The 25134-nt window shown below is 59.4% G+C and carries 23 protein-coding genes, 1 tRNA gene and 7 pseudogenes; 14 read left to right on the top strand and 17 right to left on the bottom strand.

Going from position 1 to position 25134, the window contains the following annotated elements; all coding sequences use genetic code 11:
* Positions 1 to 3: 3 nt before the first annotated feature.
* On the bottom strand, positions 4 to 705 hold the full coding sequence (locus M3I53_RS32220; protein ID WP_254319896.1) for a YoaK family protein: 702 nt from the start codon (positions 703 to 705) through the stop codon (positions 4 to 6).
* 208 nt (positions 706 to 913) lie between these two features.
* On the opposite strand from M3I53_RS32220, the gene M3I53_RS32225 reads away from it, so the two are divergent.
* Positions 914 to 1849 (top strand): LysR family transcriptional regulator, encoded by a 936-nt coding sequence (locus M3I53_RS32225; protein WP_254319868.1) that lies wholly within the window; start codon positions 914 to 916, stop codon positions 1847 to 1849.
* 44 nt (positions 1850 to 1893) lie between these two features.
* Here M3I53_RS32225 and M3I53_RS32230 read toward each other — a convergent pair whose 3' ends face one another.
* The 7 genes from M3I53_RS32230 to M3I53_RS32260 form a co-directional block, all read right to left on the bottom strand.
* The gene (locus M3I53_RS32230) at positions 1894 to 2676 is read right to left on the bottom strand and encodes a substrate-binding domain-containing protein (protein WP_254319869.1); all 783 of its coding nucleotides are present in this window, start codon (positions 2674 to 2676) and stop codon (positions 1894 to 1896) included.
* Positions 2677 to 2728: 52 nt separating this feature from the next.
* The gene (locus M3I53_RS32235; RefSeq protein WP_254319870.1) at positions 2729 to 4027 is read right to left on the bottom strand and encodes an MFS transporter; all 1299 of its coding nucleotides are present in this window, start codon (positions 4025 to 4027) and stop codon (positions 2729 to 2731) included.
* A gap of 309 nt (positions 4028 to 4336) precedes the next feature.
* Positions 4337 to 4756, bottom strand: coding sequence for a hypothetical protein (locus M3I53_RS32240; RefSeq protein ID WP_254319871.1), 420 nt, complete (start codon positions 4754 to 4756; stop codon positions 4337 to 4339).
* Positions 4757 to 4815: 59 nt separating this feature from the next.
* Positions 4816 to 5070, bottom strand: a complete 255-nt coding sequence (locus M3I53_RS32245) for a hypothetical protein (RefSeq protein ID WP_254319872.1) — start codon at positions 5068 to 5070, stop codon at positions 4816 to 4818.
* A gap of 108 nt (positions 5071 to 5178) precedes the next feature.
* On the bottom strand, positions 5179 to 6801 hold the full coding sequence (groL, locus tag M3I53_RS32250; protein WP_254319873.1) for a chaperonin GroEL: 1623 nt from the start codon (positions 6799 to 6801) through the stop codon (positions 5179 to 5181).
* A 75-nt stretch (positions 6802 to 6876) separates the two neighbouring features.
* Positions 6877 to 7194 carry a co-chaperone GroES gene (gene groES / locus M3I53_RS32255; RefSeq protein ID WP_254319897.1) on the bottom strand — a complete coding sequence of 106 codons (318 nt, stop codon included), beginning with the start codon at positions 7192 to 7194 and terminating at the stop codon, positions 6877 to 6879.
* A gap of 170 nt (positions 7195 to 7364) precedes the next feature.
* Positions 7365 to 8009 carry a diguanylate cyclase gene (locus tag M3I53_RS32260; protein ID WP_254319874.1) on the bottom strand — a complete coding sequence of 215 codons (645 nt, stop codon included), beginning with the start codon at positions 8007 to 8009 and terminating at the stop codon, positions 7365 to 7367.
* A gap of 91 nt (positions 8010 to 8100) precedes the next feature.
* Here M3I53_RS32260 and M3I53_RS32265 point away from each other — a divergent pair, with 91 nt between their 5' ends.
* The 4 genes from M3I53_RS32265 (at position 8101) to M3I53_RS38720 (ending at position 9912) form a co-directional block, all read left to right on the top strand.
* Entirely contained in the window at positions 8101 to 8664 is a 564-nt protein-coding gene (locus M3I53_RS32265) for an Hsp20/alpha crystallin family protein (protein WP_254319898.1), read from the top strand.
* A gap of 45 nt (positions 8665 to 8709) precedes the next feature.
* A tRNA-Lys gene (locus M3I53_RS32270) sits at positions 8710 to 8785 on the top strand.
* A gap of 171 nt (positions 8786 to 8956) precedes the next feature.
* Positions 8957 to 9412, top strand: a complete 456-nt coding sequence (locus M3I53_RS32275) for an integrase arm-type DNA-binding domain-containing protein (RefSeq protein ID WP_254319875.1) — start codon at positions 8957 to 8959, stop codon at positions 9410 to 9412.
* The gene (locus M3I53_RS38720) at positions 9409 to 9912 is read left to right on the top strand and encodes a hypothetical protein (RefSeq protein WP_375542615.1); all 504 of its coding nucleotides are present in this window, start codon (positions 9409 to 9411) and stop codon (positions 9910 to 9912) included. Before M3I53_RS32275 ends, M3I53_RS38720 begins: the two co-directional genes overlap by 4 nt.
* Positions 9913 to 10762: 850 nt before the next feature.
* Here the strand turns inward: M3I53_RS38720 and M3I53_RS32285 are convergent.
* From M3I53_RS32285 to M3I53_RS32295, 3 genes and pseudogenes are all read right to left on the bottom strand, one after another.
* Entirely contained in the window at positions 10763 to 11077 is a 315-nt protein-coding gene (locus M3I53_RS32285) for a hypothetical protein (RefSeq protein ID WP_254319876.1), read from the bottom strand.
* Between the two features lie 221 nt (positions 11078 to 11298).
* Positions 11299 to 12393: pseudogene (locus tag M3I53_RS32290) on the bottom strand (mechanosensitive ion channel family protein); the annotation flags it as partial.
* 584 nt (positions 12394 to 12977) lie between these two features.
* Complete coding sequence (locus M3I53_RS32295) at positions 12978 to 13196, bottom strand: hypothetical protein (protein WP_254319877.1); 219 nt, start codon at positions 13194 to 13196, stop codon at positions 12978 to 12980.
* A gap of 414 nt (positions 13197 to 13610) precedes the next feature.
* On the opposite strand from M3I53_RS32295, the gene M3I53_RS32300 reads away from it, so the two are divergent.
* From M3I53_RS32300 to M3I53_RS32315, 4 genes and pseudogenes are all read left to right on the top strand, one after another.
* Entirely contained in the window at positions 13611 to 13793 is a 183-nt protein-coding gene (locus tag M3I53_RS32300; RefSeq protein WP_254319878.1) for a hypothetical protein, read from the top strand.
* 57 nt (positions 13794 to 13850) lie between these two features.
* Positions 13851 to 14261 carry a hypothetical protein gene (locus M3I53_RS32305; protein ID WP_254319879.1) on the top strand — a complete coding sequence of 137 codons (411 nt, stop codon included), beginning with the start codon at positions 13851 to 13853 and terminating at the stop codon, positions 14259 to 14261.
* An 833-nt stretch (positions 14262 to 15094) separates the two neighbouring features.
* Positions 15095 to 15640 (top strand): FUSC family protein, encoded by a 546-nt coding sequence (locus tag M3I53_RS32310; RefSeq protein WP_254319880.1) that lies wholly within the window; start codon positions 15095 to 15097, stop codon positions 15638 to 15640.
* A 543-nt stretch (positions 15641 to 16183) separates the two neighbouring features.
* Positions 16184 to 17201: pseudogene (locus M3I53_RS32315) on the top strand (IS110 family transposase).
* 208 nt (positions 17202 to 17409) lie between these two features.
* Here M3I53_RS32315 and fliE read toward each other — a convergent pair.
* Complete coding sequence (fliE, locus tag M3I53_RS32320; protein ID WP_254319881.1) at positions 17410 to 17751, bottom strand: flagellar hook-basal body complex protein FliE; 342 nt, start codon at positions 17749 to 17751, stop codon at positions 17410 to 17412.
* A gap of 503 nt (positions 17752 to 18254) precedes the next feature.
* On the opposite strand from fliE, the pseudogene M3I53_RS32325 reads away from it, so the two are divergent.
* The 4 genes and pseudogenes from M3I53_RS32325 to M3I53_RS32340 all read left to right on the top strand — a co-directional run.
* A pseudogene (locus M3I53_RS32325) lies at positions 18255 to 18646 on the top strand (VOC family protein).
* Between the two features lie 333 nt (positions 18647 to 18979).
* Positions 18980 to 19243: a hypothetical protein gene (locus M3I53_RS32330; RefSeq protein ID WP_254319882.1), complete on the top strand. Its 264-nt coding sequence runs from the start codon at positions 18980 to 18982 to the stop codon at positions 19241 to 19243.
* Between the two features lie 690 nt (positions 19244 to 19933).
* The gene (locus M3I53_RS32335) at positions 19934 to 20365 is read left to right on the top strand and encodes a phosphate-starvation-inducible protein PsiE (RefSeq protein ID WP_254319883.1); all 432 of its coding nucleotides are present in this window, start codon (positions 19934 to 19936) and stop codon (positions 20363 to 20365) included.
* Positions 20366 to 20544: 179 nt separating this feature from the next.
* A pseudogene (locus tag M3I53_RS32340) lies at positions 20545 to 20919 on the top strand (transposase); the annotation flags it as partial.
* A 396-nt stretch (positions 20920 to 21315) separates the two neighbouring features.
* On the opposite strand, the pseudogene M3I53_RS32345 reads toward M3I53_RS32340, so the two are convergent.
* Both M3I53_RS32345 and M3I53_RS32350 read right to left on the bottom strand, forming a co-directional pair.
* Positions 21316 to 21930: pseudogene (locus tag M3I53_RS32345) on the bottom strand (transposase).
* A gap of 298 nt (positions 21931 to 22228) precedes the next feature.
* On the bottom strand, positions 22229 to 22378 hold the full coding sequence (locus M3I53_RS32350; RefSeq protein ID WP_254319884.1) for a hypothetical protein: 150 nt from the start codon (positions 22376 to 22378) through the stop codon (positions 22229 to 22231).
* Positions 22379 to 22744: 366 nt separating this feature from the next.
* Between M3I53_RS32350 and M3I53_RS32355 the strand changes: the two are divergent.
* Positions 22745 to 23177, top strand: a pseudogene (locus tag M3I53_RS32355) (IS3 family transposase); the annotation flags it as partial.
* 49 nt (positions 23178 to 23226) lie between these two features.
* Here M3I53_RS32355 and M3I53_RS32360 read toward each other — a convergent pair.
* From M3I53_RS32360 to M3I53_RS32370, 3 genes and pseudogenes are all read right to left on the bottom strand, one after another.
* Positions 23227 to 23397: pseudogene (locus tag M3I53_RS32360) on the bottom strand (polyhydroxyalkanoate depolymerase); the annotation flags it as partial.
* Between the two features lie 203 nt (positions 23398 to 23600).
* On the bottom strand, positions 23601 to 23822 hold the full coding sequence (locus M3I53_RS32365; protein ID WP_254319885.1) for a hypothetical protein: 222 nt from the start codon (positions 23820 to 23822) through the stop codon (positions 23601 to 23603).
* 461 nt (positions 23823 to 24283) lie between these two features.
* Complete coding sequence (locus M3I53_RS32370; protein WP_302057932.1) at positions 24284 to 24694, bottom strand: response regulator transcription factor; 411 nt, start codon at positions 24692 to 24694, stop codon at positions 24284 to 24286.
* Positions 24695 to 25134 lie beyond the last annotated feature (440 nt).

The following is a 25134-nucleotide window of genomic DNA, read 5'->3' on the forward strand; positions in this document are numbered from 1 at the left end:
GCATCACTTACCGTAGTTCTGCGCGGCAGCCTCGTCTTCGCGCCGGCGAACTAGCCGACCGATCTGGACAAGTGCTGCGACGAGAAGCAGTACTGCAAGCCACAGTGCTCCGTCATGCAACATCCGCGTCGTCACGCCCCCAAAAACCGCGCCTGCGAAAAAACAAGAACCTGCCATCCCAAGCAGTGACGCATCATGCAGCGCAGTTCTGTTGTAATTCGGGATAAAGGCCTCCATCAGCTTTTTTGCCGCTCGCCGCAGATTGCCTGTTGTCATGACCGACGTGTAGGTCAGATTCTCGATATGCGTGAAGGATAAAGTCTGCAGGGTGGCGACGAACGAAATGCCGGGAATAAGCCAGAAATCCGAGTCACCGACCAGACCGCTTGCCGCCACGGACAGGAAGGCAATCTCAAGAAGCAAGCAAACGAGTGCTGGACGACGCACTGAAGGTGCAAAGGCATCGAGGCGCAGGAGATGAACGACAAATACGGCGAATACGAAAGCGATCAATGGAGGGATATGGCGAGCCGCCCGCGCCCAGTCCCCCGCCGCTATGTGTATGCCGAGAAGGGCGACATTCCCCGTCATCGTATTGGCAAACACGCCACCATGCCCGACATATGCGAAAGCGTCCAAGAAGCCTCCCGATAATGTCAACAGCGCCGCGACGCTGCGAGTTCTACTCGCCGAATCAAAGTCCATCGCATCGACCTCTCTTCTTGACCGGTAGTGCCAATATACTGGTTGCATGCCGCGCGGCAAGCTGCTGCGAAGGGTACCTCGCAATAAATAGCTGGCTTGTGAAGTTTGACCGTCGTGCGCTTGCGCCAGCATGCGCGCGCAGTTCCCAATGGGCGCTTTGAGCTGCGTCGTGCAAAATATCCGCATCCAGAAAACGCGGAGAGTGCCCGTGGGCGTCAACTTCGATTTGAATGACTTGCAGGCGTTTAGAGCAGTGGTCGAGCTCGGAAGCTTCCGCAAGGCCGCCGAGGCGGTGAGTATCTCGCAGCCGGCTTTGAGTCGGCGGATCGACAAGCTCGAGGAAGCGCTCGGCGTACGCCTGTTCGAGCGCACCACGCGCAGCGTCACGCTCACCACTGTCGGCCGCGTGTTCGCGCGCAGCGCCGAACAGCTGCTCGATGATCTCGATGTCGCGTTGCTCGGCATCCGCGATGTTTCTTCGAGCAGATTGGGTCACGTCACCGTCGCCTGCGTACCTTCGGTGGCCTACTACTTTTTGCCGGTCGCTATTGCGAGCTATCATCGCCGCTTTCCCCGCATTCGGGTCAAGTTGCTGGATGTGAGCGCCAACGAGGTGCTTTCCGCCGTCATCAGCGGAGAGGCTGATTTCGGGGTGAGCTTTGTGGGCAGCCAGGAGTCCGAAGTCGAGTTTAAAGTGCTGCTGCAGGAGCGCTTCGTTGCCGCCTGCCGTCGTGATCATCCGCTTGCCAGCAAGAAGCGCGTGACATGGAACGAGCTCTATGAGCATGAGTATGTTTCGGTGGACAAGACTTCCGGCAACCGGCTATTGCTCGATCAGGCGCTGTCGGCGGTGGCGCCGCGCTTGCCGAGTGTCTGCGAGACGCGCCATGTCACGACTATGCTGGGTTTGGTCGAAGCGGGCCTCGGTGTCGCGGCGGTGCCGTCGATGGCGATGCCCGGGAACAATCATCCCATCCTCACGAGTGTGCCGCTCGTCGAACCGGTGGTAAAGCGGCGCGTTGGAATCGTAAGACGCAGAGGACGCCCGCTCACACCGGCCGCGCAGGAGTTTCACAAAACGATTGTCGAAATGAAGCGAGGCGGCGCCGCGAGCACCGATGCCTCGGGAACTGCGCGCTCCTGAAAAAGCAGCCACGCAGGAAACCGCATTGTGATGCAAGGCTTGCGTCAACGAGCCGGGACGGAATCGAGCCCGGTCGATTGCACTTCTGCTTGTACGCCAGGTGAAGCGAGATAGTCGAGGAGAGCTTTCGCTTCCTTCGGGTGCTGTGCGCTGACGGGAATGCCAGCGGCGAAACGCGTGACCGACTGCAGGGACTCGGGAATCTTACCGACGAAGGTCGCCCCCTTGACGGGCAACAACTCGCTCACCTGCTGGAAGCCGATTTCGTAGTCTCTGTTCGCCACTACCGAGGCTACTGGAATGCGCGGGATCATCTTTGCCTTCGACTTGACCTGATCCTCGATACCGAGCTTATTGAATAGCTCCCGCTCAATATAAACACCGCTCGCGCTGTCCGAGTAGGCGATCGACTTCGCATGCAGCAGCGTCTGCCGCAGGCCGTCTGCCGAGCTGATATCGGGTTTCGTCGCTCCTTCACGCACGACCATGCCGATTCGCGAATCGGCCAGCTCGACCCGCGATCCGGGGATGACTTTGCCTTCCTTGATCAGTTCGTCAAGTGCATAACCCACCATGATGACAGCGTCCGCAGGTTCACCCCGCGCGAGCCTGTTGGGAATTGCTTCTGGCGATTTGCCCATCGACGGACCCAGCGCGGTGTCGAGCGAGTTGCCTGTCCCGGATGCGAACTTTGGACCGAGTAGCTTGTACGCCGCGGTAAAACCGCCCGAGCTCATGACGTGCAGGTCGGCGGCCTGCACGTTCGCCCCGGCAGCCGAGGTTGCGACGATCACGGCCGCGCACAGTTTCAGAAACCAGTTTTTCATGATCAGAGTCGTTCAGATAGCCGGTAATAGACGCTTTGCAATGAAATGCGCATTAGTGCGCGGGAGTCAACGTTGCCGCGCGCCGCCGATAGAGCGCGAACGTCGCGAAAAGCGCACAAGCTGCGGCGAAGCTCATCCAGTAACCTGGTGCGGCCTTGTCGTCGGTCATGTGAATGAGCGCAGTCGAAATCGCTGGCGTGAAACCCCCGAAAACTGCCGTCGCCAGGCTATAGGCGAGCGAGAAGCCCGCAACCCGTACTTGCGCCGGCATCACTTCAGTGAGTGCAACGATCATCGCGCCGTTATAGATGCCGTACATGAACGAGAGCCAGAGAAGAGCGAGCAGCATGTTAAGGAAGCTCGGCGCATGCGCGAGCAGCGACAGTGCGGGATATGCGGTTGCGATGGCGAGCATCGTCATCCCGACCAGGAGCGGCCTGCGGCCGATTTTATCTGAGAGGGCTCCCCCGATCGGAAGCCAGACGAAGTTCGAGATGGCGACACACAGCGTCACGAGCAAACTATCGGCGGTGCTCAGGTGCAGGACCGTCTTGCCGAAAGTCGGCGCGTACACCGTGATGAGATAGAAGCTCGCGGTGGTCATAGCCACCAGCATCATGCCAGCGATTACGACCGTCCAGTTCTGGACCAGTGTGCGGAACACTTCGCTCATCGTGGGGCGATGCTGGCGCGCCTTGAACTCCTGCGTTTCTTCGAGGTTGCGCCGCAGCATAAAAATGAACGGCACGATCATACAGCCGACGAGGAAGGGGACTCGCCATCCCCAGGCGGCAATAGCGGTGGCGGTGAGCGACTGGTTGAGCGCGAAGCCCAGGCCCGCCGCCACGACGATTGCTACCTGCTGGCTGGCGGACTGCCAGCTCGTGAAGAAGCCCTTGCGGCCGGGCGTGGCCATCTCGGCGAGGTACACCGACACGCCTCCCAGTTCAGCGCCGGCCGAGAAGCCCTGCAGCAGCCGTCCAACTAGCACCAGTGCGGGTGCCAGAAGGCCGATCGTCGCGTAGCCCGGTACGAACGCGATCAGGATCGTGCCGCTCGCCATGATGGAAAGCGTGACGATGAGGCCCTTGCGACGGCCGACGTCGTCGATGTACGCGCCGAGCACGATCGCGCCCAGCGGGCGCATTAGAAAACCGGCGCCGAAGACCGCGAACGTCATCATCAGCGAGGCAAATTCGCTCGATGCCGGAAAGAAGACGCTCGCGATTTGCGTCGCGTAGAAGCCGAACAAAAAGAAGTCAAATTGCTCCAGGAAATTCCCGGCCGTCACGCGGAAAACCGCCGCAGCCTTTGAGTGTCCCGGCGAAAGGGTAGAGGGCGAGGGGTGCATCAATGTGTCTCCTGAAATCCCGAAAAATGCGGCGCTGCGCTTTTGTCTTTCGGGAATATTGGCCCCTGACCGATAAAACGATAAGTGCAATCTTTTGAACGATTGATGTTTTTTAGTTATCAATCGAGGTTTCGCTCGGCTGCGCCGGTGTTACCTGTGCACGAGTAGCGACCGGCCGCGCCTTCAGATTTCAGCGGGGACGCGAAGACACAGGTCACCAGTCTGCACGGCCTGAGGGCCAGGGCCTGCGGACTGCGGATGGCGTCGCGGTGATCGGGTAGATTTTAGCGGTGGTCCCGCAACCCGGCACTAGCCCATGTTGCTAGCAAATGCTCGGGTGGGCGGTAGGCGCAGGTCGCCGCCAAATCCGGGCTTGCTCCGGGCGTACTCCACGGCACTGACACTGCAGCCCGGTTCGATCTCGCACCAGAATTCCTGATGGCTGGCATCGAGACGGCGGGCTGCGAGATAGCGGTGCAGATGACTGGCGACCCAGAACTGGCAACCGTCGAAGAAGACCTTCATTGCCGGGCGCGCGCTGCGCATTGCACCGCAGCGGATAGCGTTCGTCGCTTCCATCAGCCTGTCGTCGTCTAGAGCCTTCTCGCTCAGCGTGAGCAATCGAGCGTCGATACGCAGCTGCAAAAACTTGAGGTAGTCACAGCCGAGCACGCCGGGAGGAAGCCTCGTTGATGAGCCGCCGCGCGCTCGCTTATCGTCGGAATTCATGCAGGAATGCTAATGGAGTCGCGCGCGCAAAGCGTATTATTTCGGCTGTCTGCTCACGGTTAATCGCCAGCCATCAGATGTCGGATTACGAGCGCCGGGTCAGCAATGTCCAGGATCAGCCTGCGAAGGATCCGCCTGCGCATGTGTTCCTCGTCGAGTATCCACGGCTCGCCCTTCTCACTGAGATAACGCGCGAGGGCGTCCTGATTGTCCTCGCCTGCGGGGAGGTCCAGGCGCGCGGCAAGTAATCCCGCCACCACGTCGTCGATTTCGACGGTCAGCGGTTTCGAGTCGATGCAAAGTTCAAGCTTCATGGTGATCACCGCAAAAAGCGGCGCCGCGTGACGCAAACAGCCTGCGGCGCCGAAGGAATTGCACCGGCCGGGCTGGTGGGCCGGTGCACGGCAGCAGGGCGGACCTCCTTAGTACTCGAGTTCCGGCGCGCTCGCCTGCGCGCGCTGTTCATCTTTCGGCGCTTCGGCGATAGTCGCGTCGGTCGTCAGGATCAGCCCAGCGATCGACGCCGCATTCTGCAGCGCCGTGCGCGTCACCTTGGTGGGATCGACTACTCCTTCCTCGACCAGATCGTTGTAATCGCCTGTAGCGGCGTTGTAGCCGAAGTTGCCGTCGCCCTCGAGGACTCTCGCGATGACCACGGAAGGTTCGTCACCTGCGTTCGCGGCGATCACGCGCAACGGCGCCTCCAGTGCGCGCAGCACGATACGGATGCCGGCATCCTGATCGCCGTTGATCCCCTTGAGAGCCGCCACGGCGGACCGCGCGCGCAGGAGCGCCACGCCACCGCCCGCTACGATGCCTTCCTCGACGGCTGCACGCGTGGCATGCAGTGCATCGTCGACGCGGTCCTTTTTCTCCTTCATCTCGACCTCGGTTGCCGCGCCCACCTTGATCACGGCCACGCCGCCTGCGAGCTTCGCGACACGTTCCTGGAGCTTTTCGCGGTCGTAGTCGCTCGTCGTGTCCTCGATCTGCCTGCGGATCGAATGCACGCGCTCCTGGATTCGCTTCTCCTCCCCCGCGCCGTCGATGATGATCGTGTCGTCCTTGCGGACCTCGACGCGTTTTGCAGACCCGAGATCCTCGAGCGTTGCCTTCTGCAGTTGCTTGCCGGTTTCTTCCGAGATGACGGTCGCACCCGTGAGGATGGCGATGTCCTCAAGCATCGCCTTGCGACGATCGCCGAAACCGGGCGCCTTGACGGCGGCAACCTTCAGGATGCCCCGCATGGCATTGACCACCAGCGTGGCCAGTGCTTCACCGTCAATGTCTTCCGCGACGATCAGCAGGGGCTTGCCTGCCTTGGACGTCGCTTCGAGGACCGGGAGCAGGTCCCGGATATTCGAGATCTTTTTGTCGTGCAGCAGGATCAGCGCGTCGTCGAGATACGCGGCCTGCTTGTCCGGATCGTTGATGAAATAGGGGCTCACGTAGCCGCGGTCGAACTGCATGCCCTCGACCACATCGAGCTCGTTCTCTAGCGACTTTCCGTCCTCGACCGTGATCACGCCTTCCTTGCCGACGCGCTCCATGGCATCGGCGATAATCTTGCCGATCGCCTCGTCGGAGTTGGCCGATATCGAAGCGACCTGGGCAATTTCGCGGCCGGTGGAGATCGGCTTCGAAAGCGTGCGCAGTTCATCGATCACGGCAGCCACGGCCTTGTCGATGCCGCGCTTGAGATCCATGGGGTTCATGCCGGCTGCGACGTGTTTCATGCCTTCCTGCACGATCGCCTGGGCAAGCACGGTGGCTGTGGTGGTGCCGTCCCCCGCCACGTCGGCGGTCTTCGATGCGACCTGCTTGACCACCTGCGCACCCATGTTCTCGAAGCGATCCTTCAACTCGATTTCCTTCGCGACCGACACGCCATCCTTGGTAATGGTCGGCGCTCCGAAACTGCGCTCGATCAGCACATTGCGGCCTTTGGGGCCCAGGGTGACCTTCACGGCATCGGCCAGCACGTTGACACCTTTGACAATGCGCTCGCGTGCGCTGTCATGGAACCTGACGTCTTTTGCGCTCATGTTCTTGCTCCGGGTAGTAGTCGTTGACTCGCCACGTCGCGAACGGCCGGTTCGGCGTTCGCGACCGGGATGAGATCAGGCTGCCTTGCGGGCCGCGCCCGCGTCGGCCTCGAGGACGCCCATGACGTCTTCCTCGCGCATGACGAGCAGTTCCTCACCATCGACCTTGACGGTCTGGCCTGCGTACTTTCCGAAGAGAACCTGGTCACCCACTTTCAGTTGGAGCGCGCGTAGCGTTCCGTCCTGCAGCAGCCGGCCACTGCCGGTTGCGACGACTTCGCCTTGTTCCGGTTTTTCTGCCGCTGAGTCGGGAATCACGATGCCCGAGGCCGTCGTCCGCTGCGTTTCGATTCGCTTGACGATAACCCGGTCGTAGAGGGGACGAATCTGCATTTCCATCTCCTGAGCGATTAAAGGATCACCAATAAGGGAATCCGGCTGCGAGGCGCCGCGGCGCGCAGAGCGCTGCGGTGCAGCCGTGCCAATGTCTGGCGGAAAGCGAAATAGAGGCGCCGCATTCAAGGTTCAAGAGGCGGCGCGAATCGCAAATGTAACGAAATATTTCAAAGAGGCAGCAGGATACGGCGGACGGTCCCGAGACGGTAGACCGTACGTGCGAGAGCGCGCTTGCGCGAACTGCGCGGCTGCGGCGTCACAGGGCAGGGCGGCTGCCGACCGCCGTCCGCATCCAGGGTGTCGTCGGCTTCGTCAAGCGCCCGCCACACGCCACCCTTCACCGGTCGGAAGAGCCACCGCAGGTAGCCGCGTCTCGCGGCCAGTCGCATCAGGCCATCGCGATCATTCGCACCGTCAATCAGTGCTTCGTCGCGCGGCAGGTCGTTTCCGTAGTCGCCAAAGGCCTGACGGCAGGCGAGCGCTTCGGCAGCGCCGGCGCCGATCGCATTGCAGCCGCGCCGCTCGATGCGCTCGACCTCCCAGGCACCGAACCGCCAGGCCGCGTCGAGCAGCATGGCGTCGACGGCTTCGACGCTCTGCCAGGGCGTATCGATCTGGATGGCGGTGCCGGGGACTGGCCGCGCCGGTATCTCCACGCCGGGCAGCACGAGCGGCGTTGCGCGCCGGAAACCGTGCCAGTGGAGAATCGCGATGAGCGGCGTATTAGCCTGCGCAGGGGCGCTGACAGTGACCGCGAAGAGCGGCAGGCGCACGCTTTCGGCCTGTTCCCGAAGCCTGTCGAATAGGTCCATGAAGCCTCCTGTGGCATGTCGCAAGGACCACTTGAAATTTCCGTTCCATGGGCTATTTGTTATGCATCGCCAGAACATGGAGGAGGATACGATGAGCCCTGATCCGAGAAGGTGGAATCCCTTCAAGTTCCTTCGAGCAGCTTCCCGCAAGTCCGATGCGCAAGGCCGGGAAAGCACGTCCGAGAGCGAAAACGAACGTGCCTCGACGCCCGACATCGCGCGACTGTTTACACGCGAACCATGGCGCGCAATGGAGGAATTTTTTCTTGACCCGTTTGCGGGCCGTGGCGCGTTCGACCGGTGGTTTGGCGACTTCAGTTCGTCGCGTTTCCAGCCGCGTATCGACGTTGTCGACGAAGGACCGGTGCTGCGTGTGACTGCCGAGCTGCCCGGAATGGAGCGCGAAGACGTGAAAGTGAGCGTCGAGGACGGCGCGATCGTGCTCCGAGGTGAGAAGAAGCAGGACGTGCACAGTGAGGAGAACGGCTGCTACCGGCTGGAGCGTGCCCACGGACGCTTCGTGCGCACGATTCCGATGCCGGAATACGCCGATCCCGGACGCGCTCTGGCGAAGTTCGACAATGGCGTTCTCACGTTGACCATTCCGAAACTGGAACCAGCGCCGTCCGCGCACCGGACGATCGATATCGGCTAGGGCAAGCCCGCGAAAGCGCTGTGACGGCGAGGGTAAAAGTCGACCGGGTCGTTAGCTCAGCTGGTAGAGCAGCGGACTTTTAATCCGTTGGTCACTGGTTCGAATCCAGTACGGCCCACCATTCGCTGTTCCATAGAACTCCAGCGTATTCCGATGGAGTAGCCATGCCTTTACTGGGTGGGCGTCTCAGGCCGTCGGCTGTTCCGCTGTTTGCTGGCTTGGCCCGTTGACTTCCCCTGGTTGGTGGGGGTAGTTTTGGGGGTATGCCGCCGTCTTCGGCAGGAGATCCCCAATGCCCCTCTCCGATACTGCGATCCGTAGCGCCCGGCCAGGCGGTAAGCCCGTCAAGCGCTCTGATGGTGACGGACTCGATCTTCTCCTGATGCCGAGCGGTTCCCGTCTGTGGCGGTTGAAGTACCGCTTTGCTGTCAAGGAAAAGCTGCTCGCGCTCGGCACCTACCCAACCGTGACGTTGAAGGACGCGCGTGACCGGCGCGAAGAGGCACGAAAGAAACTCGCGGCGGGATACGATCCGGGCGAAGCGAGGAAGGCGCAGAAGAGGGCGGAAAAAGACCAGGCGACGAACAGCTTTGAAGTCGTGTCGCGCGAGTGGTTCCAGTTGACGAAAGGGAAGTGGGAAGCGGAATACGCTAAGTTGATCATGCATCGACTGGAGCGGGACGTGTTTCCCCCCTCGCCAAACGCCCGATCAATGAGATTACCGCAGTCGAACTACGGACTGCATTGAGGAGAATCGAGAAACGCGGTGCCGTCGACACAGCCCATCGGTCATTGCAGAAATGCGGACAGATTTTCCGGTATGCAGTTGTGACCGGACGGGCATACCGTGACCCTACGACGGATCTTCGCGAGGCGCTCAGGCCGGCGCCCAAGCAACACTATGCCTCGATAAAGGACCCCAAGGAAGTCGGTGCGCTTGCACGCACGATCCGCGAGTACCAAGGGAGCTTTCGAAACGAAATGCGCGCGGCGGGGGCGTGTCGTAGGCCGGCGGAGGTGGCGCATTGTAAGCCGGCCGAGGTGGCGGTGCTTCGTCGCGAGTCTGAGATACAGCGGCGGCGCCCGGGACTGGCACACACTCGCCATTTGCGTACATGCATTGAATGTACGCCTGGTCATAGCGAGTTTGAAGGCTGGTGGCGGCGCGCTGTGCTATGCCGGCGCCAATCATGCTGCCACCGAGCAAGCCCATACCTGCACCGATTGCCGCGCCACGGCGGCCGTTGAACGCGGCCCCGGCGGCGGCACCAAGCGTGGTGCCGACGGCTGTACCGCCGAGCGCGCTGCTTCCTGAGGCCGATTGAGTGTTGGCGCCGCCTGTCTGCCCGGAAGCGAATTGCTGGCACATCGCGTCATGGCTGCGGAATTGTTCGAACGATTTGCCGGTGCCGGGCAGCGCCATTACTGTGGGGGCCATCGGCGTGGCAGCGCAACCGGCGAGCGCGACGATACCGGTTGCGATAGTCATGGCAACTACCACGAATAAGCCCCGTTTCGCGCTCGGAATCAGGGAAATCAAATTGTTCCTGGTCATGTCATTTCGTCCCGGCCGGTTTCGCTGGCACCTCTACCCAACCGCTCGAACATTCCTTGACGTATGGGTAGTATTTCGTCGTCGCTGGGCAATACCACCACGAGCCCACCGCCGGACTTTCCTGGGTCTTTTCAACATACGCGGTCCTCGGCGATGGCTGGATCGATTGGACGAAGACGGGGGATGGCGCTGCGTAGAATATCGGCGCGGGCGCGATCATGACCGGAGGCGGCACTGCTACCGCTACCCCGATGCGCGTATGCGCTTGCGCACTGCCACACAAGCATGCGGCTATAGTTGCCAAAAAATGTATAACTATCCTCAATCGCACAGCAGTGTCCCTATTCAATGAAGCGGGTATAGACGCGATCCGGCGCACAACGGCTGGCGATTCCAGACAGGAACGCGAAGGATCACTAACTTACCGACGTACCGATGCAGCTGACGGAAGCACAGTTTTGTTCGACGTCCTACACCGACGTCGCGTTACGCAAGACGTGACGAGAGTGGAGAGGTTTGCCTATAGCGCGCTTCGACGTCCAATCAACTTTCCTGATAAATCGAACGATAGGAGGCCAGGCGCGACGCAGTCGTTGCGCCGGAAACCGATGAATCGTATTTCACTGCGCTGGCTCTGCTGAACGCCTGCTGTCGAGCCGCCACGCTCGCCAAAGTCACGTGCATGTCCGCAGGACTGGGCGAATAGCCATCGATGCGTTCGCAGTCCGCCTGCTGCAGTTGAACGCTGGATTTGCGCGCCAGTTCACGCGCCAAAGGATCGTTGTTCTCTGCGGATCTGACAGTGGAAAGAGGGAGGACTGACACGACCGTGAAAACGGGCATGGATGCATTCGCCATGATGAACTTCCTATCTTGGGCGTCGGAGACAATGACGCGGCTTATCTGAAAACGACCTCGGGAGATCTGGGGAACTTTCTGCCTATGGTCTCGAGGAGCGTAATCTTCTTATCCGCGTATTTCAAACGGCTTACATAAATTCAGTGTTTCCGGGTATGCAACGTTCGTCGCCAGCAAATGCGGGAGCCGTCGTCGCTGCGCCTTGGCCGGACAGACCTGCGCTACGCCTCGACGCCGCTCCGCAGTATTCCGGGCGTTCGCCGATACGCTCCTCGCGCCTGAGGAGCTGCCACGGGACGGCCCGCCCGCAGCCCCGCCACGCCCATTGCGGAGGCACCCCGGTGCGGTGCATGGAGCAAAACCGTTCGCAGGTTCGACAAAGGGATATCCGCGGCACGGGACCGCTTCAGGATGGCGAACATGAGTTCACTTTTGATGTCGCCAGCGATCCTGGGACTCCTTACATGCCCCGTTTACCGTGAGCGTGATGCTTTCGGGCGTCAACTGACTGAACATGACGGATGGCGCCGGATGCGCCAGAACTGAAGGGTGATCCCTGCAAGCATCGAGAAGAATGTCGCGGACCAGCTCCGGCTCGACGCCGAGGGCGAATATGAGCACCAGGGAGGCGATACCCTGTGTGGTGTTTCCCATCGTGACGTAGCGCACGCTCTGCGAGATGAGCTGCGAGTTCGGCACGATCACAGTCGACTTGTCTGCAAGCTGGATCTGGGTGGCACGCACACTAATGCGCCGTATGTCCCCCTCGATGCCGGCGATACTGATCATGTCGCCCCACCTTCACCGGCCGCTCCGCGAGCAAGATGAGTCCGGAGATAAAGTTCTTTACGATCTCCTGCAGCCCGAAACCGATTCCCACCGACAACGCACTGACTATCCATGCAAGGTTGTGCCATCTGACGCCTGGCACGGACAAGGACTCCAGCACGACGAGCACCTAACGATGTTCGCAAACAACGTGAGCAACGACGCCCGCATGCCAGGACTCATTTCTGTTTTGGGCAACAACTCCCTGTCGAACCATCTGCGCACGGATCGCACCGGATATATTCCGACGCCGCATGTGAGCAGGGCGCTGAAGATATGAGCGGGGACGATAGTGAGCGCACGCAGCCGGTCGCCGCCCAGAGCCAGGGCGCCTACTACGACAACGCAGACGGCAGCGTGAATCAGACCCGCAAGTGTCGACCGACCTTCCGGTGAATTTCCGGCTGCGGCCATTGCAGTACGTACCGGTTCGCATGAAACAACGAAGCGCCGATGGTCAACGCGACGATCAACGCGACTAGACCGCGAATGCAATGTGCACGAAATCGCGACTGCTATCAGTCAAGCCAGGCGCGGCCACAGGTCGTCGCCGTGTTGCCACGTCTCGTTTGCCCCGCCGGTGTTCGTCGGGTGGTCGATGAAAGAGGCAACTGCAAGACAAACATCCATAGCGGCCGCGAGTGTCGTGCGCATTTGCGCAGGACTTCGCGGCCGCGAGCAGCTTCTATCAGTTCTATTGGGGGAATTGCGGAAGCGGTGACGAGGGGGGCGTCGGCAGTTTAGGGAGCTGTGTCGGCAACTGTGATGGAAGCTGGCTCTGGGCTTGAGACGTTCCCTGCGCCAGCTGCTGCGACGAAGGCTGCTGTGACGAAAGCTGGCTCCGGGCTTGAGACGTTGCCTGCGCCACCTGCTGCGACGAGAGCTGCTGTGACGAGGGCTGCTGCGAAGCGAGTTGCTGACACGTTACGCTTTGGGCGAATACTGACGAGCTGCTAAGGACAACGAACGCTGCCAAATAAAGTTGTTTCATGGTTATCTTCTGGTTTTTGAGGAATCACGTTAACTTCGCCGGCCTGCGAAACCGGTCATCTGAACTGTCGCACCGCTAACTTCAAATATCCGATATCACGCTGCTGCCGGAAACGGGTTGCACTGACGAATGCTTTGCGGACGAACCTCTCACGCCCCCATATTGTTCAAACGCCTGTTGTTGAGCCTGCATCCGCGCCTTGGCGCACGCAAAGTCCATCGGATAGCCGGCGGCGGCGGTTGTTCTGTCCAGGTAGCTTGGACCCTCCTGCCGAACCGGAACGCGCACTTGTTCGCTCATTGGCGAGCCAGTGCCGTGTGCGAATGAAACAGCCGGTACGGATAGCACAGACGCGAGAACGGTACTTGGGATGAACTTTCTTGCCTTTGCCATGATGGTCTCTCCACTAGCGCGTCGGATACAAGAGAACGCGGATTTCTGAAATAACGTGCTGGCGCAGCACAGTGTCTTGCCGCCAGTTCGTTGAGCGAGAGTCTATCGAATTACTAACCACTGACAAGCAACTGCGCGGCAACGAACAGTTCCTCCGGGCGCAACGTCAGGAGCTCGCACGGACCAGCCCATCGCCGCATTCGTTGGCAAGATGGAAACAAAGAATTGCGAGCGGCGATTCAGGGTCTGGGGCCCATATACTTCCCGCCGTCACCTCATCCATCAGGTGCCGGATTCTTATTGTCCAGAGAAGGCGTACTTATGGAAAAGCAATTCATCGCGAGCATCGGTAAAGCAAAGCCAGAAAGCGCTCACCAGATCGTACGGGCCGCGCTTCGCAGTGCTGCTACGGCGTCCACGCCCAACGGCGCCATTGACCTGCTTGCCGGGGCCCTGCTGGAACTGGAGCGCCTGCTCGCACTGAATAGCGAGCAGATGCACTGAACTTCATCGGTTCACGTGGCCGCCCCAGAACAGATGCAACCCTCCAGTGAGGTGTCAATGAAGAAGTCACTTGCCGCGCTGCTGCTGCCGATAATGGTCCATGCCAATGCGGCTACCGATGCGTCAATCGAGACCACAGTCGTGGGCGCTCCGGCCACTGACTCAAACGGTGGTTTCATGGTACTGGCGTCGGTGGACCAGAAATGTCGCTACTACGGCGACCTTTGGGAAAGGCCGCGGGAACCCCGCGGCCTGGTTGAACAGATCAAGGCGATGCCGCGTGGCGGGAAAATATACGAATGGGTAGCTGTCGTCAGGTATTCGGCATGTGTGCAGCCGGATGGGAGGGAGTTAAGTAAACCGGTTTCACTGGTTTCACCGGCTGGCAAGCGGTTCCATATCGGAGATAGTGCGGTCCTGCGAGCGGCAACGCATGCCGCGGAAGAGGGCAGATCAGACCATAGTTGACGACATAACCAAGAGTCATCGGCAGTCCGACCGACGGAGTGTTGCCGAGCGCGGAGAACTGTCATCGACGATCGAGTTCAATTGGCGCCGACCCCCGCTGATCCGGGACGCACGACTGTTATTCACCAAATGATATGGAAATCGACATAGCGCGCACATTGCATGTATGCGGAAGGAAACCGATACTCCGTGGCAGTGCTGTCTGACGCGACGGCCGATCAAGTTTCAGGTCGTCGGGCGCGCCAAAGAGCCCTGATAGCAAAGACCCGCATCGACCGCATGCTGGCCGTCAGAAGAAGGGTTGTTTATCGACTCGGAATTGCCACCTCTATGTTCAACGGTCACATCAATCTGCGGATGCTGTCGCGGGGCGCCATAATGCTTGCGCCGATTTTCATCGCGGGACTCGTGACTGGCGATCCAATCTGGTTTCGCGCTGAGATCGTCACGGTGTCAGTCTTCATTGCGGCGGAGCGCTCGCGCCTCGCTCCGCTTGGCGTGCTTCTGCACACGCTCGTCATAGCCTGCTGCGTTCCCACCATGACCGCATCGCTCGAAAAGCCGGGGGCGTTCGTGATCGCGTCCGTGCTGCTCGCCATCGGCTGCGTGGCCATTACTGACGCAGGCGCCGGGATGCGCTGGACCGGTACCTTCACCTTCATTCCCATTCTCTACATCGCGTGTGCGACCGCGGGCGATGCTGACGGGCATCGATTGGGGCAGGCAGGTTTCGAGGTATTTCCGTATCTCCTCTGCTCCGCGGTTCCCGTCATACTTGCTTCGAGCGCTTCGTGTCTTTGGGGGAAACTAGTGAGTAAGCAGGGTAGCCATGGATGGCTTGCTTTCAGGCAGGTTGCGGAACCACCGGCAGCGGCCGGGTTGAAGGCATTGTCGTCGCCGCCCTCGCCGCCGGCGTGGCGGCTTTGCTCGCCGGGTGGCATGGCATCCACTACGCCAAGTGGCTGGTCTGGTCGGCTGCGAGTGCCGTTACCGGTGACGTCGCGACGTCGCGTACCAAATGGAAAGACCGGATGGTCGGCGCAATCGTCGGGGTTCCAGCAGGTATGCTGGTCGGAATCCTCGTTCCCCACGCGCCCATATTCTTCGACGTACTGACAGCCGCTACCGTCTTGACGCTGGTCGCTTTCAACCGGTATGTCGTTGCGTTCGGTACGAGATGCGCACTGCACGCCGTGGCCATCATTGTCGCGGGGCACCCTGTTTTCTCAGCCGACTATCGGGCGATAGACGTCGTCGCCGGTAGCGTAATCGGCATCGTCTTCGTCCTGGGCACCCATCTGACTGCGGGCGCACTCAGAGGCAGGTCGTCTCTGAACGCTGTAGGCGAGGCTTATCTGGAGTACCCCTGTTTAGTTTGAAGACAGGGGTGTAGCAGACTGAGTCTGCCTCACGCATCGTAACGTTCGTGCTCGGTACTCAGCGATGCGAAAAGCACAGACGGCGGTCGAGGTTACAGGTTCGGTGCGAGCGGCTGCTTTGCGTCTGAACTCGGACACGTGGGATGGATGTGAAGGACGGTTCTGGATCGGTGTGGCGCGTTCGCAGTCGTCCCGGATTCGGATAAGAAGTGCTGATCGGCGCTATCAGGCAACGCCCGTTCGGGCCGTTCCCACCAAGCAATTTGATAGTCACAAGTCGCCAAAACCCTCGATCAGGCGAACGGTCGCACCGTCGCCCGCATGGAAGATTCACTGGGGATAGCGGCGACGGCCTGACGAGGGGACGGTGCGGAATACGCTTCAATGCTATCTATTTAGGATGACCATGTGATTTGAATGATATGAACGCCCCCAACCTACCCGTAGGCCTTGCGCGATCGGCTCGATCGCTGGCAGCAAAAAGCCACGATCTGAGATTAGGCTGGTCATACTGATTCACTCGGCGAACCGAAGGGATCCGTCATGGCGCATACGATTGTGGGCGTGGACATTGCAAAAAACGTGATGCAGGTCCACTGGGTGGACCCAGACACCGGTGAGGTCGTGAACCGGTCGGTCAAGAGGGCGGCGTTTCTTCAGTACTTTGCGAATCGGCGGCCGTGCCTCGTCGGGATGGAATCCTGCGGCGGATCACAGCACTGGGCTCGGCGGTTGATTGAAATGGGGCATCAGGTCAAGTTGATGCCGGGGAAGTTCGTCAAGGCTTTCAACATCCGCAATAAGAACGATGCTGCCGACGCGCGTGCGATCTGGATGGCTGCCCAGGTAGACTGCAAGGCAGTTGCCGTGAAAACCGAAGCCCAGCAGGCCGTGCTTGCCCTGCATCGTATGCGTCAGCAACTCGTGAAATTCCGCACGATGCAGATCAACAGTCTTCGCGGGCTGTTGAGCGAGTATGGCGAAGTGGTGGGATGCGGTAGGGCAGCGCTCGACAAGGCATAATCAAGATTCTGGAAAGGTTGTCAGGACGCCTCCCCGCAATGTTGATCGACACGCTGAGAGAGCAATGGGGAGGTCTGGATGCAATCGACAAGCAGATCGGTCAGATTGAGCGGCGGCTTCGGGAGTGGATGAAGAATGATCAAGCAGCTAAGGCAATCGCGGCAATACCAGGCGTGGGGTTGCTTACTTCGACTGCTGCAGTAGCAACGATGGGGAACGCTGTAGCATTTAAATCCGGCCGCGAGTTTGCCGCCCGGTTCGGTCTCGTTCCGGGACAGACAGGCTCCGGCGGAACCATCAGGCTACGAGGAATCAGTAAGCGCGGTGACACGTATCTCAGGACTTTGCTGGTACATGGAGCACGCAGCATTTCTATAAAGCCAAAGAGCCAGGGCAATGGATTGAGCAGTTGAAGCAACGGCATCCGTTGAATGTAGTAATCGTTGCCTTGGCGAACAAGCTCGCTCGAATAATCTGGGCAGTTTTGGCGCATCAACAGCCATACCGACCAAATCATGCGTGCACGAAACCGTCATGATTCGTTCGATGCGACTGGTGGGTTCTTGGCGAAGGCCGCATCGAGCTTATCTAGCATCAATGTGCCTTACGATTGATCGGGCGTGCAAGGCGTCACAGACCGTTAATTTCGGCGACTGAGAAGGCCCCGAGTCCGTAATAACCTTTGGCAAATCGGTCGGGCATTGCCCAAGACTCAAATTCCAGGCTCCCAGAAGGCCGACGTTTCACTACAACTGCGCCTGCATGATGTCGGTATAGGCGCTTACGAGTCTGTTGCGGATTTGCAGTGATTGCTGAAACATAATGCCGGCCTTCGCGCCGTCGATCATCGCAGAATTGAGCGAGACGTTCGACGCGCCAAGTTCGAATGCATGCATCTCACCCGTTGCCGATGCCTGGCTGGCGCTTACCTTCGCGAGCGACTGTTGAAGCAGTTCCGTGAAGCTAACCGGGCTGGTCGCGGACGAAGCCGACGCAGAAGAGTCCAGCGACTCCGGATTCGTCGCTTCATTCGCCATTGCTTGCATCTGCTGCAAAGCAGATGTGATCGGATTTACCGGTACCATCACTATCTCCCCTCATTGCGGCGCGGGCAAACGTAACCTGCCTAAAGCTGCGCATGGTGCGAGCTGGTTTCGTCTGTAGGAGCCACTCTTGGCCCGCGTACCGGAGCGGCAGTCATTATTGACGGTTCTTCATGACGCCAAGGGGACAGGCCAATTACAACTTTGTCATCTCGATGGTAACTACTATGACAATGTGTTACCGAACGACGACTCAACAGAGCAACGTGCGCTGCAGTGAGGGTCAAACGCAAGCAGGCATGGAGCCTATGGATGGGCGTGGTTAGCCACCGAACGACATTGCGCCGTTCTGCGAGCGGCAGTCCGGAGCCACGCCGGAAGCGGCCATTGCTGTCAGACGGCTCGGAGGTCCGATGTGGCTCGGCTGCTGCCGACCGCGTCAGGCAAAGGTCGGTCATAAAGAGGCGTTCGACACGGGCACGATGGTTGACAATCGGTTCTGCGCCGACGATTGGTTGCCACGTCCATTTCTTCGATTGGAACCCCTAATGCCAGTTCACGTACTACGTGTCGCTCGTCCAACGAATGATGTCGCTCGCGCGGCTGCGTTTTATATTCAGGGTCTTGGTTTCGAGGTATTGGCGCAATTTGTCGTCACCAAGGATTTGATGGCATCGTTCTCGGCCATCGAGAGTACCCGTGGCATATTGAACTGACTCACCAGCACAATGTGACGCTCCCGAATGCACCCACTAAAGAGCATCTCTTAGTCATCTATTTGCCGACGCCTGAGGAGTGGGAAACCGCCGTCGAAAGGTTCCTCGCATTGGGAAATGAACCGGTGCCAGCAGAGAATCCGTACTGGGATCGACGCGGTCTGACGTTCGAAGATCCCGATGGCTACCGCGTGGTCCTGCAGAATGCTTCCTGGACGCGCTAGCGCTGCTGTATCAGGTTACTGCGCGGCGTCTGCGGCTGAGAGCCGCGTTCGGCCATCAAGGGACGTTCGTCCAATGCGTTGCTAGGACATTCAGACGGCCGTTTTCACTCAGCAAGCAGTCATTCCATCGCCGAGTTACGGAAACGCGCTAGAATACGCGCGTCCATGCTCCTGCGCCAGTGGACAGCTCTACTCAAACTGCCAAAGGGCAAATCAGACTAGTCCGATTTGCCGCCTCAAGACGCCGCGTTTAGGGATGCAAACGACACCGAGCCAAAAATAGCGTCACGGCAGCAGCCGTGATACTGTGGCGCCTCTTCTGGAGGCTCTTCCATGCGACGTCATTTCTTTTTTTCTTTCGCGATCGCTGCTGCGGCGGCGATTGCGCTTTGCGCTTGCGCCAATCCTTCGCCCGATGCGGCATCGAACATTATTGGAGCCGATCGAGATGCTCATGGGTGTATTGGGTCCGCGGGGTATTCGTGGTGTGAATATACGCAGCAGTGCGAGCGGCCCTGGGAACTGGCCAAACAGAAGGGGTTCGCAAATTCCCAGGAGAGGTTCGCGCGGTATTGTGCGAAAGGGGGGGCAGAGTAGTGAAAAAGTGGTTGTCAGTGCGCTGAACCTCCGCCTGGCAAGGGCCTCAGCGATTTAACCCTTCATGCGATGGCCCTGGCCGCGTTTAACATGGCTCGACTCGATGAAGCGAACTGTGAAGCACCCAAGAAAATAATCAGTTGCGCGGTAAGATGATTCTCGCAGCAATGATCGGTCTTACCGTCGCGCCGGCGCATGCAGCGGAACTGGTCGGTTACAAAGACCTAATGGCGCCCGCCTCACAGGCCGCACCGCAGGCCGTGGATATCTATCGCCGCAGGACCCGCGATGGTCGCGGCCTTCCATGCACCGAACAGCCAGCCCGAACCGATGATTGAGCCTAAGCCCGTGAGCAACAGCGCACGGGCCCGATGTTCCGTTGAATGGACCTTTCACTTCTCTTTCCAAGGTTGCAAATGCAGGGATACCGCCATCCGCCATGTCACGCGCGACGATCACATCAAGGACGAAACGCTTCGGCGTCGCACCAGCCGGAGGATCCCGGTAAAGCGGATAAGGCTAAACACTCAAAATATCGACATTAACCCTGTGTTCCGAATAGATTCCTTTCTGAACCGGCCGTATATTGGAAGGCAAAAAGGAGTTCGGGCGTTATGCCCATCATGTTTGGGAAACCATGCATCCTCGCGTTACCACCGCCATGCTGTTACTTCCGGGAGAATTGCGAACATGAAGTACGAGAACGCTCTGCAACGGGCGATTAAGGAACGCCTCGAGCGTGTAATGGAACTCGCCGAGTTGTTTGGCCTGTTCATCATCGGCATCGGAACGGTGGCAGCAATGGGGGCGCTGATATGGCATATGGTGCAATCGGATGGCGTGACGCTTACAGACCTGTTGTTGATGTTCCTCTATCTCGAGGTTTTCGCGATGGTGGGGCAGTATCTCAAGGCGGGCCAGCTACCAGTTCGCTTTCCGCTCTACATTGCGATGGTGTCGATTGCGCGCGACCTGATTCTGCGTGCCGGCACCAATACCGAGTTTCATCTGCTGGCGTCGGCGGGAGCGATTGTGCTGATCGCGCTGGGGGTGCTGATGATCCGCTACGGACAAGCCAGATACCCAAGCGATCCAGGCGAACGGCGTACGAAGGAGAGCTAATCTCAGATCTGGTGTACGGAAGTCGGCGGGGAGCATGAAGAAGGCGGTGGCGGTGGACTGAGAATGTTGCTTTCCCACGGTAACAAGCTCGGCAACCGAACTCCACCCCCACGGCGAAACGCACGCAGAAGGCGAACAACAGCCAAGCAGCAGCAACGCAAGGGAAGGGCTCGCCTTGCCTGGACGATCTGATCCAGCAAAGCGCGCGGCAAATCATCCAACAGGCGATCGATGCGGAATTGACGGCATTGCTCGAACGGTGCTCGAATGTAAAGACTCTGGAGGGGCGGCGAGCAGTCGCGCGTAACGGCTATTTGTCCGAGCGCGGGATCGTCCCCGGCCATCGGGCCGGTTCCGGTTCAAGTGCCGAAGGTGCGCGACCGCTCGGGATCGGGCGTGAAGTTCGATTCGAGCCTCGGGCCTCCGTACATGCGGCGCTCGCCGCGGGTGTCGGCCGCGCTGCCTTCGCTCTAGCAGCGCGGCGTCTCGACGGGGGATATGAGCGAAGCATTGGCGTGCTGGTGGGTGAAGACGCCAAGGGGCTCTCGCCGAACGGTCAGTTGAGCGATGCTTAATTCTCCGCATCTGCGAGAAGGAGGCACACCATGTCACATCCATCGCGGGTCCGTATCACCGGACCGCTCGCCTCATTCAGGAACGGCTTCGCTACCCCGCTGCGCAAACAAGGGTACCGCCTCAACGCCGCAGCAAATCAACTTCAACTCCTTGCGCATCTGAGCCGCTGGCTTGCTTCCCGGCGACTAGATGCGACGATGCTCACCGACCCGGTTCTCGGGGGAGTTTCTGGACGCTCGACGCACACAGGGCTACGCGTTGTGGCTTTCAACCAAGGCACTCGTGCCGCTGATCAGCTACCTTGAAAACATTGGGATTGAGCTCGCAAATGCTCCTGCGGCCCTGGATCCCAGCGAAGTGCTACTCTCGCGCTACTACTGTTCCGTTCCGCTGATTCGCGAACAAAGTCTGTGTAGTTTTTCGAGGATGGAATCAGCCGAAGCGGTCCACATGAACGGTCTGCAGTTTTTGTTGTAGTGCGAAACGAACTGATCGATACGCGTGATCAGTTATTTGACCGAGGCAAACGAGCCTCTGCGGATGGCTTTGTCGGTGATCAGCGCAAAGAAGCGTTCGACCTGGTTAAGCCACGGACTGTGGGTAGGAATGAAATGCATATGCCAGCGCGGCTTTGCTGCCAGCCACGCCTTGACCTTGGCATGCGTGTGATTGCCATAGTTGTCCACGATGCAGTGCACGTCGAGTTCAGCCGGTACGGCCTTGTCGATTTCGCACAGAAGCGACAGGGACTCCTGATGTCGATGACGCGGCTTGCAGGTTGCGAGCACTGCGCCATTGAGTACGTTCAGGGCGGCGAACGCGAGGCTCGACAGTTCCCTGTCGTTGGACTGCAGCACCAGTTGGCGCGATCGAAGGCTTTCCGTGACGGCGCCGATCCACAAAAGGACCACGATCAGGCATCCGCCCGCCGCCAATAGCCTGTACCGGTGCGGCCACGCAAACCGGCGCCTGATTCTTTCGGTGCTCATCGAGGCTATGGTGTTCAGTTGGAAACGGTCAGACAAACGCGGGCCACCTCGTATTGCTTCGAGTCATCCGACATAGAGGGGGCAGTGTCCGCCGAAGCGTATTCCGGCGGAAACATTCCTGCGAACCGGTATTGCATGTGAAACTCAGGCGATGCGGCGAGAAAGCTGCGGGTCAGCGTTTTTCCCACTCGACCTGGGACAGATGAAATGTGCAGGCAAAGCCCCGTCGTCTGCTTCCCAGCAGTTTTACTCTCTCGTTTCATAAGCAATACTGGTTCGGGCCACCAGCCCACGTTGTTCAAGAAACCAATCCGATACGGCTGACGGAATGGAACGTGCCATAACGGCGGGTTGCAATCGCTTCAGCGTCGGGCTGTGAAGCGGCCTGTGCGTAGGCAACCGACCATCGGCCGCAGCCATCGCGATAACGGATCGAATAGGTGTACATGGCAATCTCCTGTAGCATCCACGATAAACGGGGCCTTTTCGCGGTCTTCCGGACGATAGGCGGTCGAGTGAAATCGTCCACGTTCTTCTTATTTACCGCGTAGAAGACGCTGGTCGCTGCCGCCGACATCGGTCGTCTCGACGCAGTCGGACCAAATCTCTTGCAATAAAGATAGACGGACGACCAAAAGAAAACCATTGTACGTACGGATCGCTGAGCCCCTCAGCGGGCATGACTGGCTCATACTTTTGGATACCTTGAAGGGTCCAGGAGCGAATGTTCGAGCTTGGCGGCGACGAAGAGAGAGCCGTCACCGTAAACCCGTCATACGCAGGTATGAGACAGCCATTCCTAAGGTTGATTTTTCAAGTCCTGAAGGCCTTCGTCCACCAGTATCGCAACACCTTCGGAATCGAGCCGATCTGCAAAGTCTTGCGGATTGCCCCGTCGGGCTACCGACGCCATGCGGCAAATCTTCGCGATCCGTCCAGACGCTGCGCCCGTGCGAAACAAGATGAGATTCTGCAACCCGAGATCAAGCGTGTCTGGCAGGCCAACATGCAGGTCTATGGCGTGCCGAAGGTCTGGTAGCAGATGAACCGGGAAGGCATTGTGGTGGCACGCTGCACGGTCGGACGTCTGACGAAGTTGCAAGGCCTGCACGGCGCGGTTCGGCACACGGGTTCGCACGACGACTCCCGATACGAACGCGCCGCGCCCGCTGGACCGGGTCAACCGGCAATTCAAGGCTGAGCGGCCGAATCAGCTCTGGGTTTCAGAAGTATTCGACCTGAGCACGTAGCCTGATCGCGAATCACCCTTGCGCGCTCCCTCCCAGGATCTGGCCTTTCCACCGCGATCACTGTCGTGTCGCGGATGTCGTCCGGGCGCACGGGCTTGCGCTCGGTGCTGAACACCAACCGAATTGTCTCCAGGTGGTATTCGGCTGCCATGTCGAGAACAGCGTTGTACTAGTCATAGAAGTGGCGATGCGCGGCGGCCGCATCCATGTTGTCGCCCACACGCACTGGCCGCGGGCAACTTACTGAGCGTTTGAATTCACGCAAGGAGAAACTCACTGCTCTTTGATGCCTTATTATCGGCTCCGACTACCTGTCAGACCCAGTGCCGGCTAATACACATGGAGGACCACGGGATTCTCTCGGAGGCCTTACATCGCACTACAAGCAAAGTGGCGCTATCGCGCGGTCTGTAGCCACCCTCAATGCAAATTGCCGAACATCACGTCAGCGCACTCGCAGGGCGTAAGGCCCCAACAGAAATAGTTTTCAAGACGGTGTGCGGTAAAGTTGTCAAGAACGTACATGGGCTGAATGTAGCCAACCAAAACAGAATGGTGATACCAGGCTTCAATCCAGTTGTGCAGTTCCGCTACGTCCATCGCTTGCTCGGCGGTTTGAGATTCAGCGCAGTTCTCCAACATTTTCTTTCCTTAATACAAAAGATAATGCGATTTATGGACTTCTTCACGGAGCGTGTCGACAGCCCAGCCTCAACGCCTTTTATGCACGCGAACGAGCCCCAGAGAACAACGCTTATCGCGAACGCACCGCCCAATCGCAGCTGCCATGACACAAGATAGTCCCGCCAGATCGATGATGCCATTCTACGAACGGGTGGCACCGCCTCTACGCGCGCATCGAATGCTATACGCCGGTATAAGGCGCAGGGGGTTCGCGTGCGATACGTGCCAACGCAGCGGTGCAAAATGCGCCCTGCACGCCAGGCAGGCGGCGACTTTCCGCAAGAACGCGCATTCGCGCGCGGACCTCGCGCTCAAGGCCATGGCAATGGAAATAGGGCCGCAGTATCAACGTCTGCCTCCTGACGGGTGGCAGACGATTCAAAGGAGGGGGCGCAACTGTCGAGTTTCGGGGTCCCGGGTCAGAACCGGATGTTTGCGAGTTCGCGCCTGAGAGCGGTGGCGTCCACTGGTTTATCGAGGAGCGCGACTGCCGCGCTTGCCCGCACTCGCAACCGCAGCTCGTCACTTGGGAACGCGCTCACGAAGATTGTCGGTGGCGCTGCGCCTAGCGCTACAAGACGATCGAGCAACTCCAGGCCGGACATACGGGGCATACGGATGTCGGAAATCAGGACGCCATCCTCGGTGCGCAAGCGGGCGGTGCGCGCAGCCAGATACTCGTCCGGCGCCGCGAAAACCTGCGTCGGATAGCCGAGCGATTCCACGAGGCTCTCGATTGCAAGGCGCGAGGACTCATCGTCGTCAACAATCCAGACGGTCCCCTGAGCCCGGCTCGGGGGCGGAGCGCTAGTTGGAAGCCTTGAGGGCATGAGTCTTTCCGCCGAAGTACCTGCGAATTCAATCTATCTGGCCAATAGCAGCTTGTCCATCATACCGGCGTATATCGCGCTATCCCTCCGGAATGGCTAGCCATGCGCCCGGCGCAGCGTTTCGACTCGCTGTGTGCCCCAGGTTCGAAACCGGCTTGTGTCCATTCGCGCCCGTGCCGTCCGCATACCTTCTTCACCCCCGTGGCAATGCGGGTCATACGAACGTATAGATGCCGCAAGCAACGGTAGGCGAAGGTCGAAACGCTAGCAGAATGGATTCGATACCAATCTTCCTTCTATCTTGGCAATCATAGACGGTGTTGCTTCGGCGCCTGAAGCACGGCGTCGTGACAGGTCCCTCTCCGTCTACCAGGAGCCGATGCGTCGCAGGCTGTTCGCTAACGGGCAGCAAGCAATTCGTGAATCACGGCGCGCAGGTA

Origin of the sequence: Paraburkholderia sp. CNPSo 3272 (assembly GCF_024206495.1) — a bacterium.
Lineage (GTDB): Bacteria > Pseudomonadota > Gammaproteobacteria > Burkholderiales > Burkholderiaceae > Paraburkholderia.

Bases quoted from the DNA above. Each gene is read 5' to 3' on its own strand.
- M3I53_RS32260 (WP_254319874.1), bottom strand. From the start codon at position 8,009: ATGGACCTATTCGACAGGCTTCGGGAACAGGCCGAAAGCGTGCGCCTG.
- M3I53_RS32235 (WP_254319870.1), bottom strand. From the start codon at position 4,027: ATGCACCCCTCGCCCTCTACCCTTTCGCCGGGACACTCAAAGGCTGCG.
- M3I53_RS32295 (WP_254319877.1), bottom strand. From the start codon at position 13,196: ATGAGCGAACAAGTGCGCGTTCCGGTTCGGCAGGAGGGTCCAAGCTAC.
- groL (WP_254319873.1), bottom strand. From the start codon at position 6,801: ATGAGCGCAAAAGACGTCAGGTTCCATGACAGCGCACGCGAGCGCATT.
- M3I53_RS32240 (WP_254319871.1), bottom strand. From the start codon at position 4,756: ATGAATTCCGACGATAAGCGAGCGCGCGGCGGCTCATCAACGAGGCTT.
- M3I53_RS32350 (WP_254319884.1), bottom strand. From the start codon at position 22,378: ATGTACACCTATTCGATCCGTTATCGCGATGGCTGCGGCCGATGGTCG.
- M3I53_RS32370 (WP_302057932.1), bottom strand. From the start codon at position 24,694: ATGCCCTCAAGGCTTCCAACTAGCGCTCCGCCCCCGAGCCGGGCTCAG.
- M3I53_RS32310 (WP_254319880.1), top strand. From the start codon at position 15,095: ATGGCTTGCTTTCAGGCAGGTTGCGGAACCACCGGCAGCGGCCGGGTT.
- M3I53_RS32275 (WP_254319875.1), top strand. From the start codon at position 8,957: ATGCCCCTCTCCGATACTGCGATCCGTAGCGCCCGGCCAGGCGGTAAG.
- M3I53_RS32300 (WP_254319878.1), top strand. From the start codon at position 13,611: ATGGAAAAGCAATTCATCGCGAGCATCGGTAAAGCAAAGCCAGAAAGC.
- M3I53_RS32305 (WP_254319879.1), top strand. From the start codon at position 13,851: ATGAAGAAGTCACTTGCCGCGCTGCTGCTGCCGATAATGGTCCATGCC.
- M3I53_RS32230 (WP_254319869.1), bottom strand. From the start codon at position 2,676: ATGAAAAACTGGTTTCTGAAACTGTGCGCGGCCGTGATCGTCGCAACC.
- M3I53_RS32365 (WP_254319885.1), bottom strand. From the start codon at position 23,822: ATGTTGGAGAACTGCGCTGAATCTCAAACCGCCGAGCAAGCGATGGAC.
- M3I53_RS32265 (WP_254319898.1), top strand. From the start codon at position 8,101: ATGAGCCCTGATCCGAGAAGGTGGAATCCCTTCAAGTTCCTTCGAGCA.
- M3I53_RS32335 (WP_254319883.1), top strand. From the start codon at position 19,934: ATGAAGTACGAGAACGCTCTGCAACGGGCGATTAAGGAACGCCTCGAG.
- M3I53_RS32285 (WP_254319876.1), bottom strand. From the start codon at position 11,077: ATGGCGAATGCATCCATGCCCGTTTTCACGGTCGTGTCAGTCCTCCCT.
- M3I53_RS32220 (WP_254319896.1), bottom strand. From the start codon at position 705: ATGGACTTTGATTCGGCGAGTAGAACTCGCAGCGTCGCGGCGCTGTTG.
- M3I53_RS32245 (WP_254319872.1), bottom strand. From the start codon at position 5,070: ATGAAGCTTGAACTTTGCATCGACTCGAAACCGCTGACCGTCGAAATC.
- groES (WP_254319897.1), bottom strand. From the start codon at position 7,194: ATGCAGATTCGTCCCCTCTACGACCGGGTTATCGTCAAGCGAATCGAA.
- M3I53_RS32330 (WP_254319882.1), top strand. From the start codon at position 18,980: ATGCGACGTCATTTCTTTTTTTCTTTCGCGATCGCTGCTGCGGCGGCG.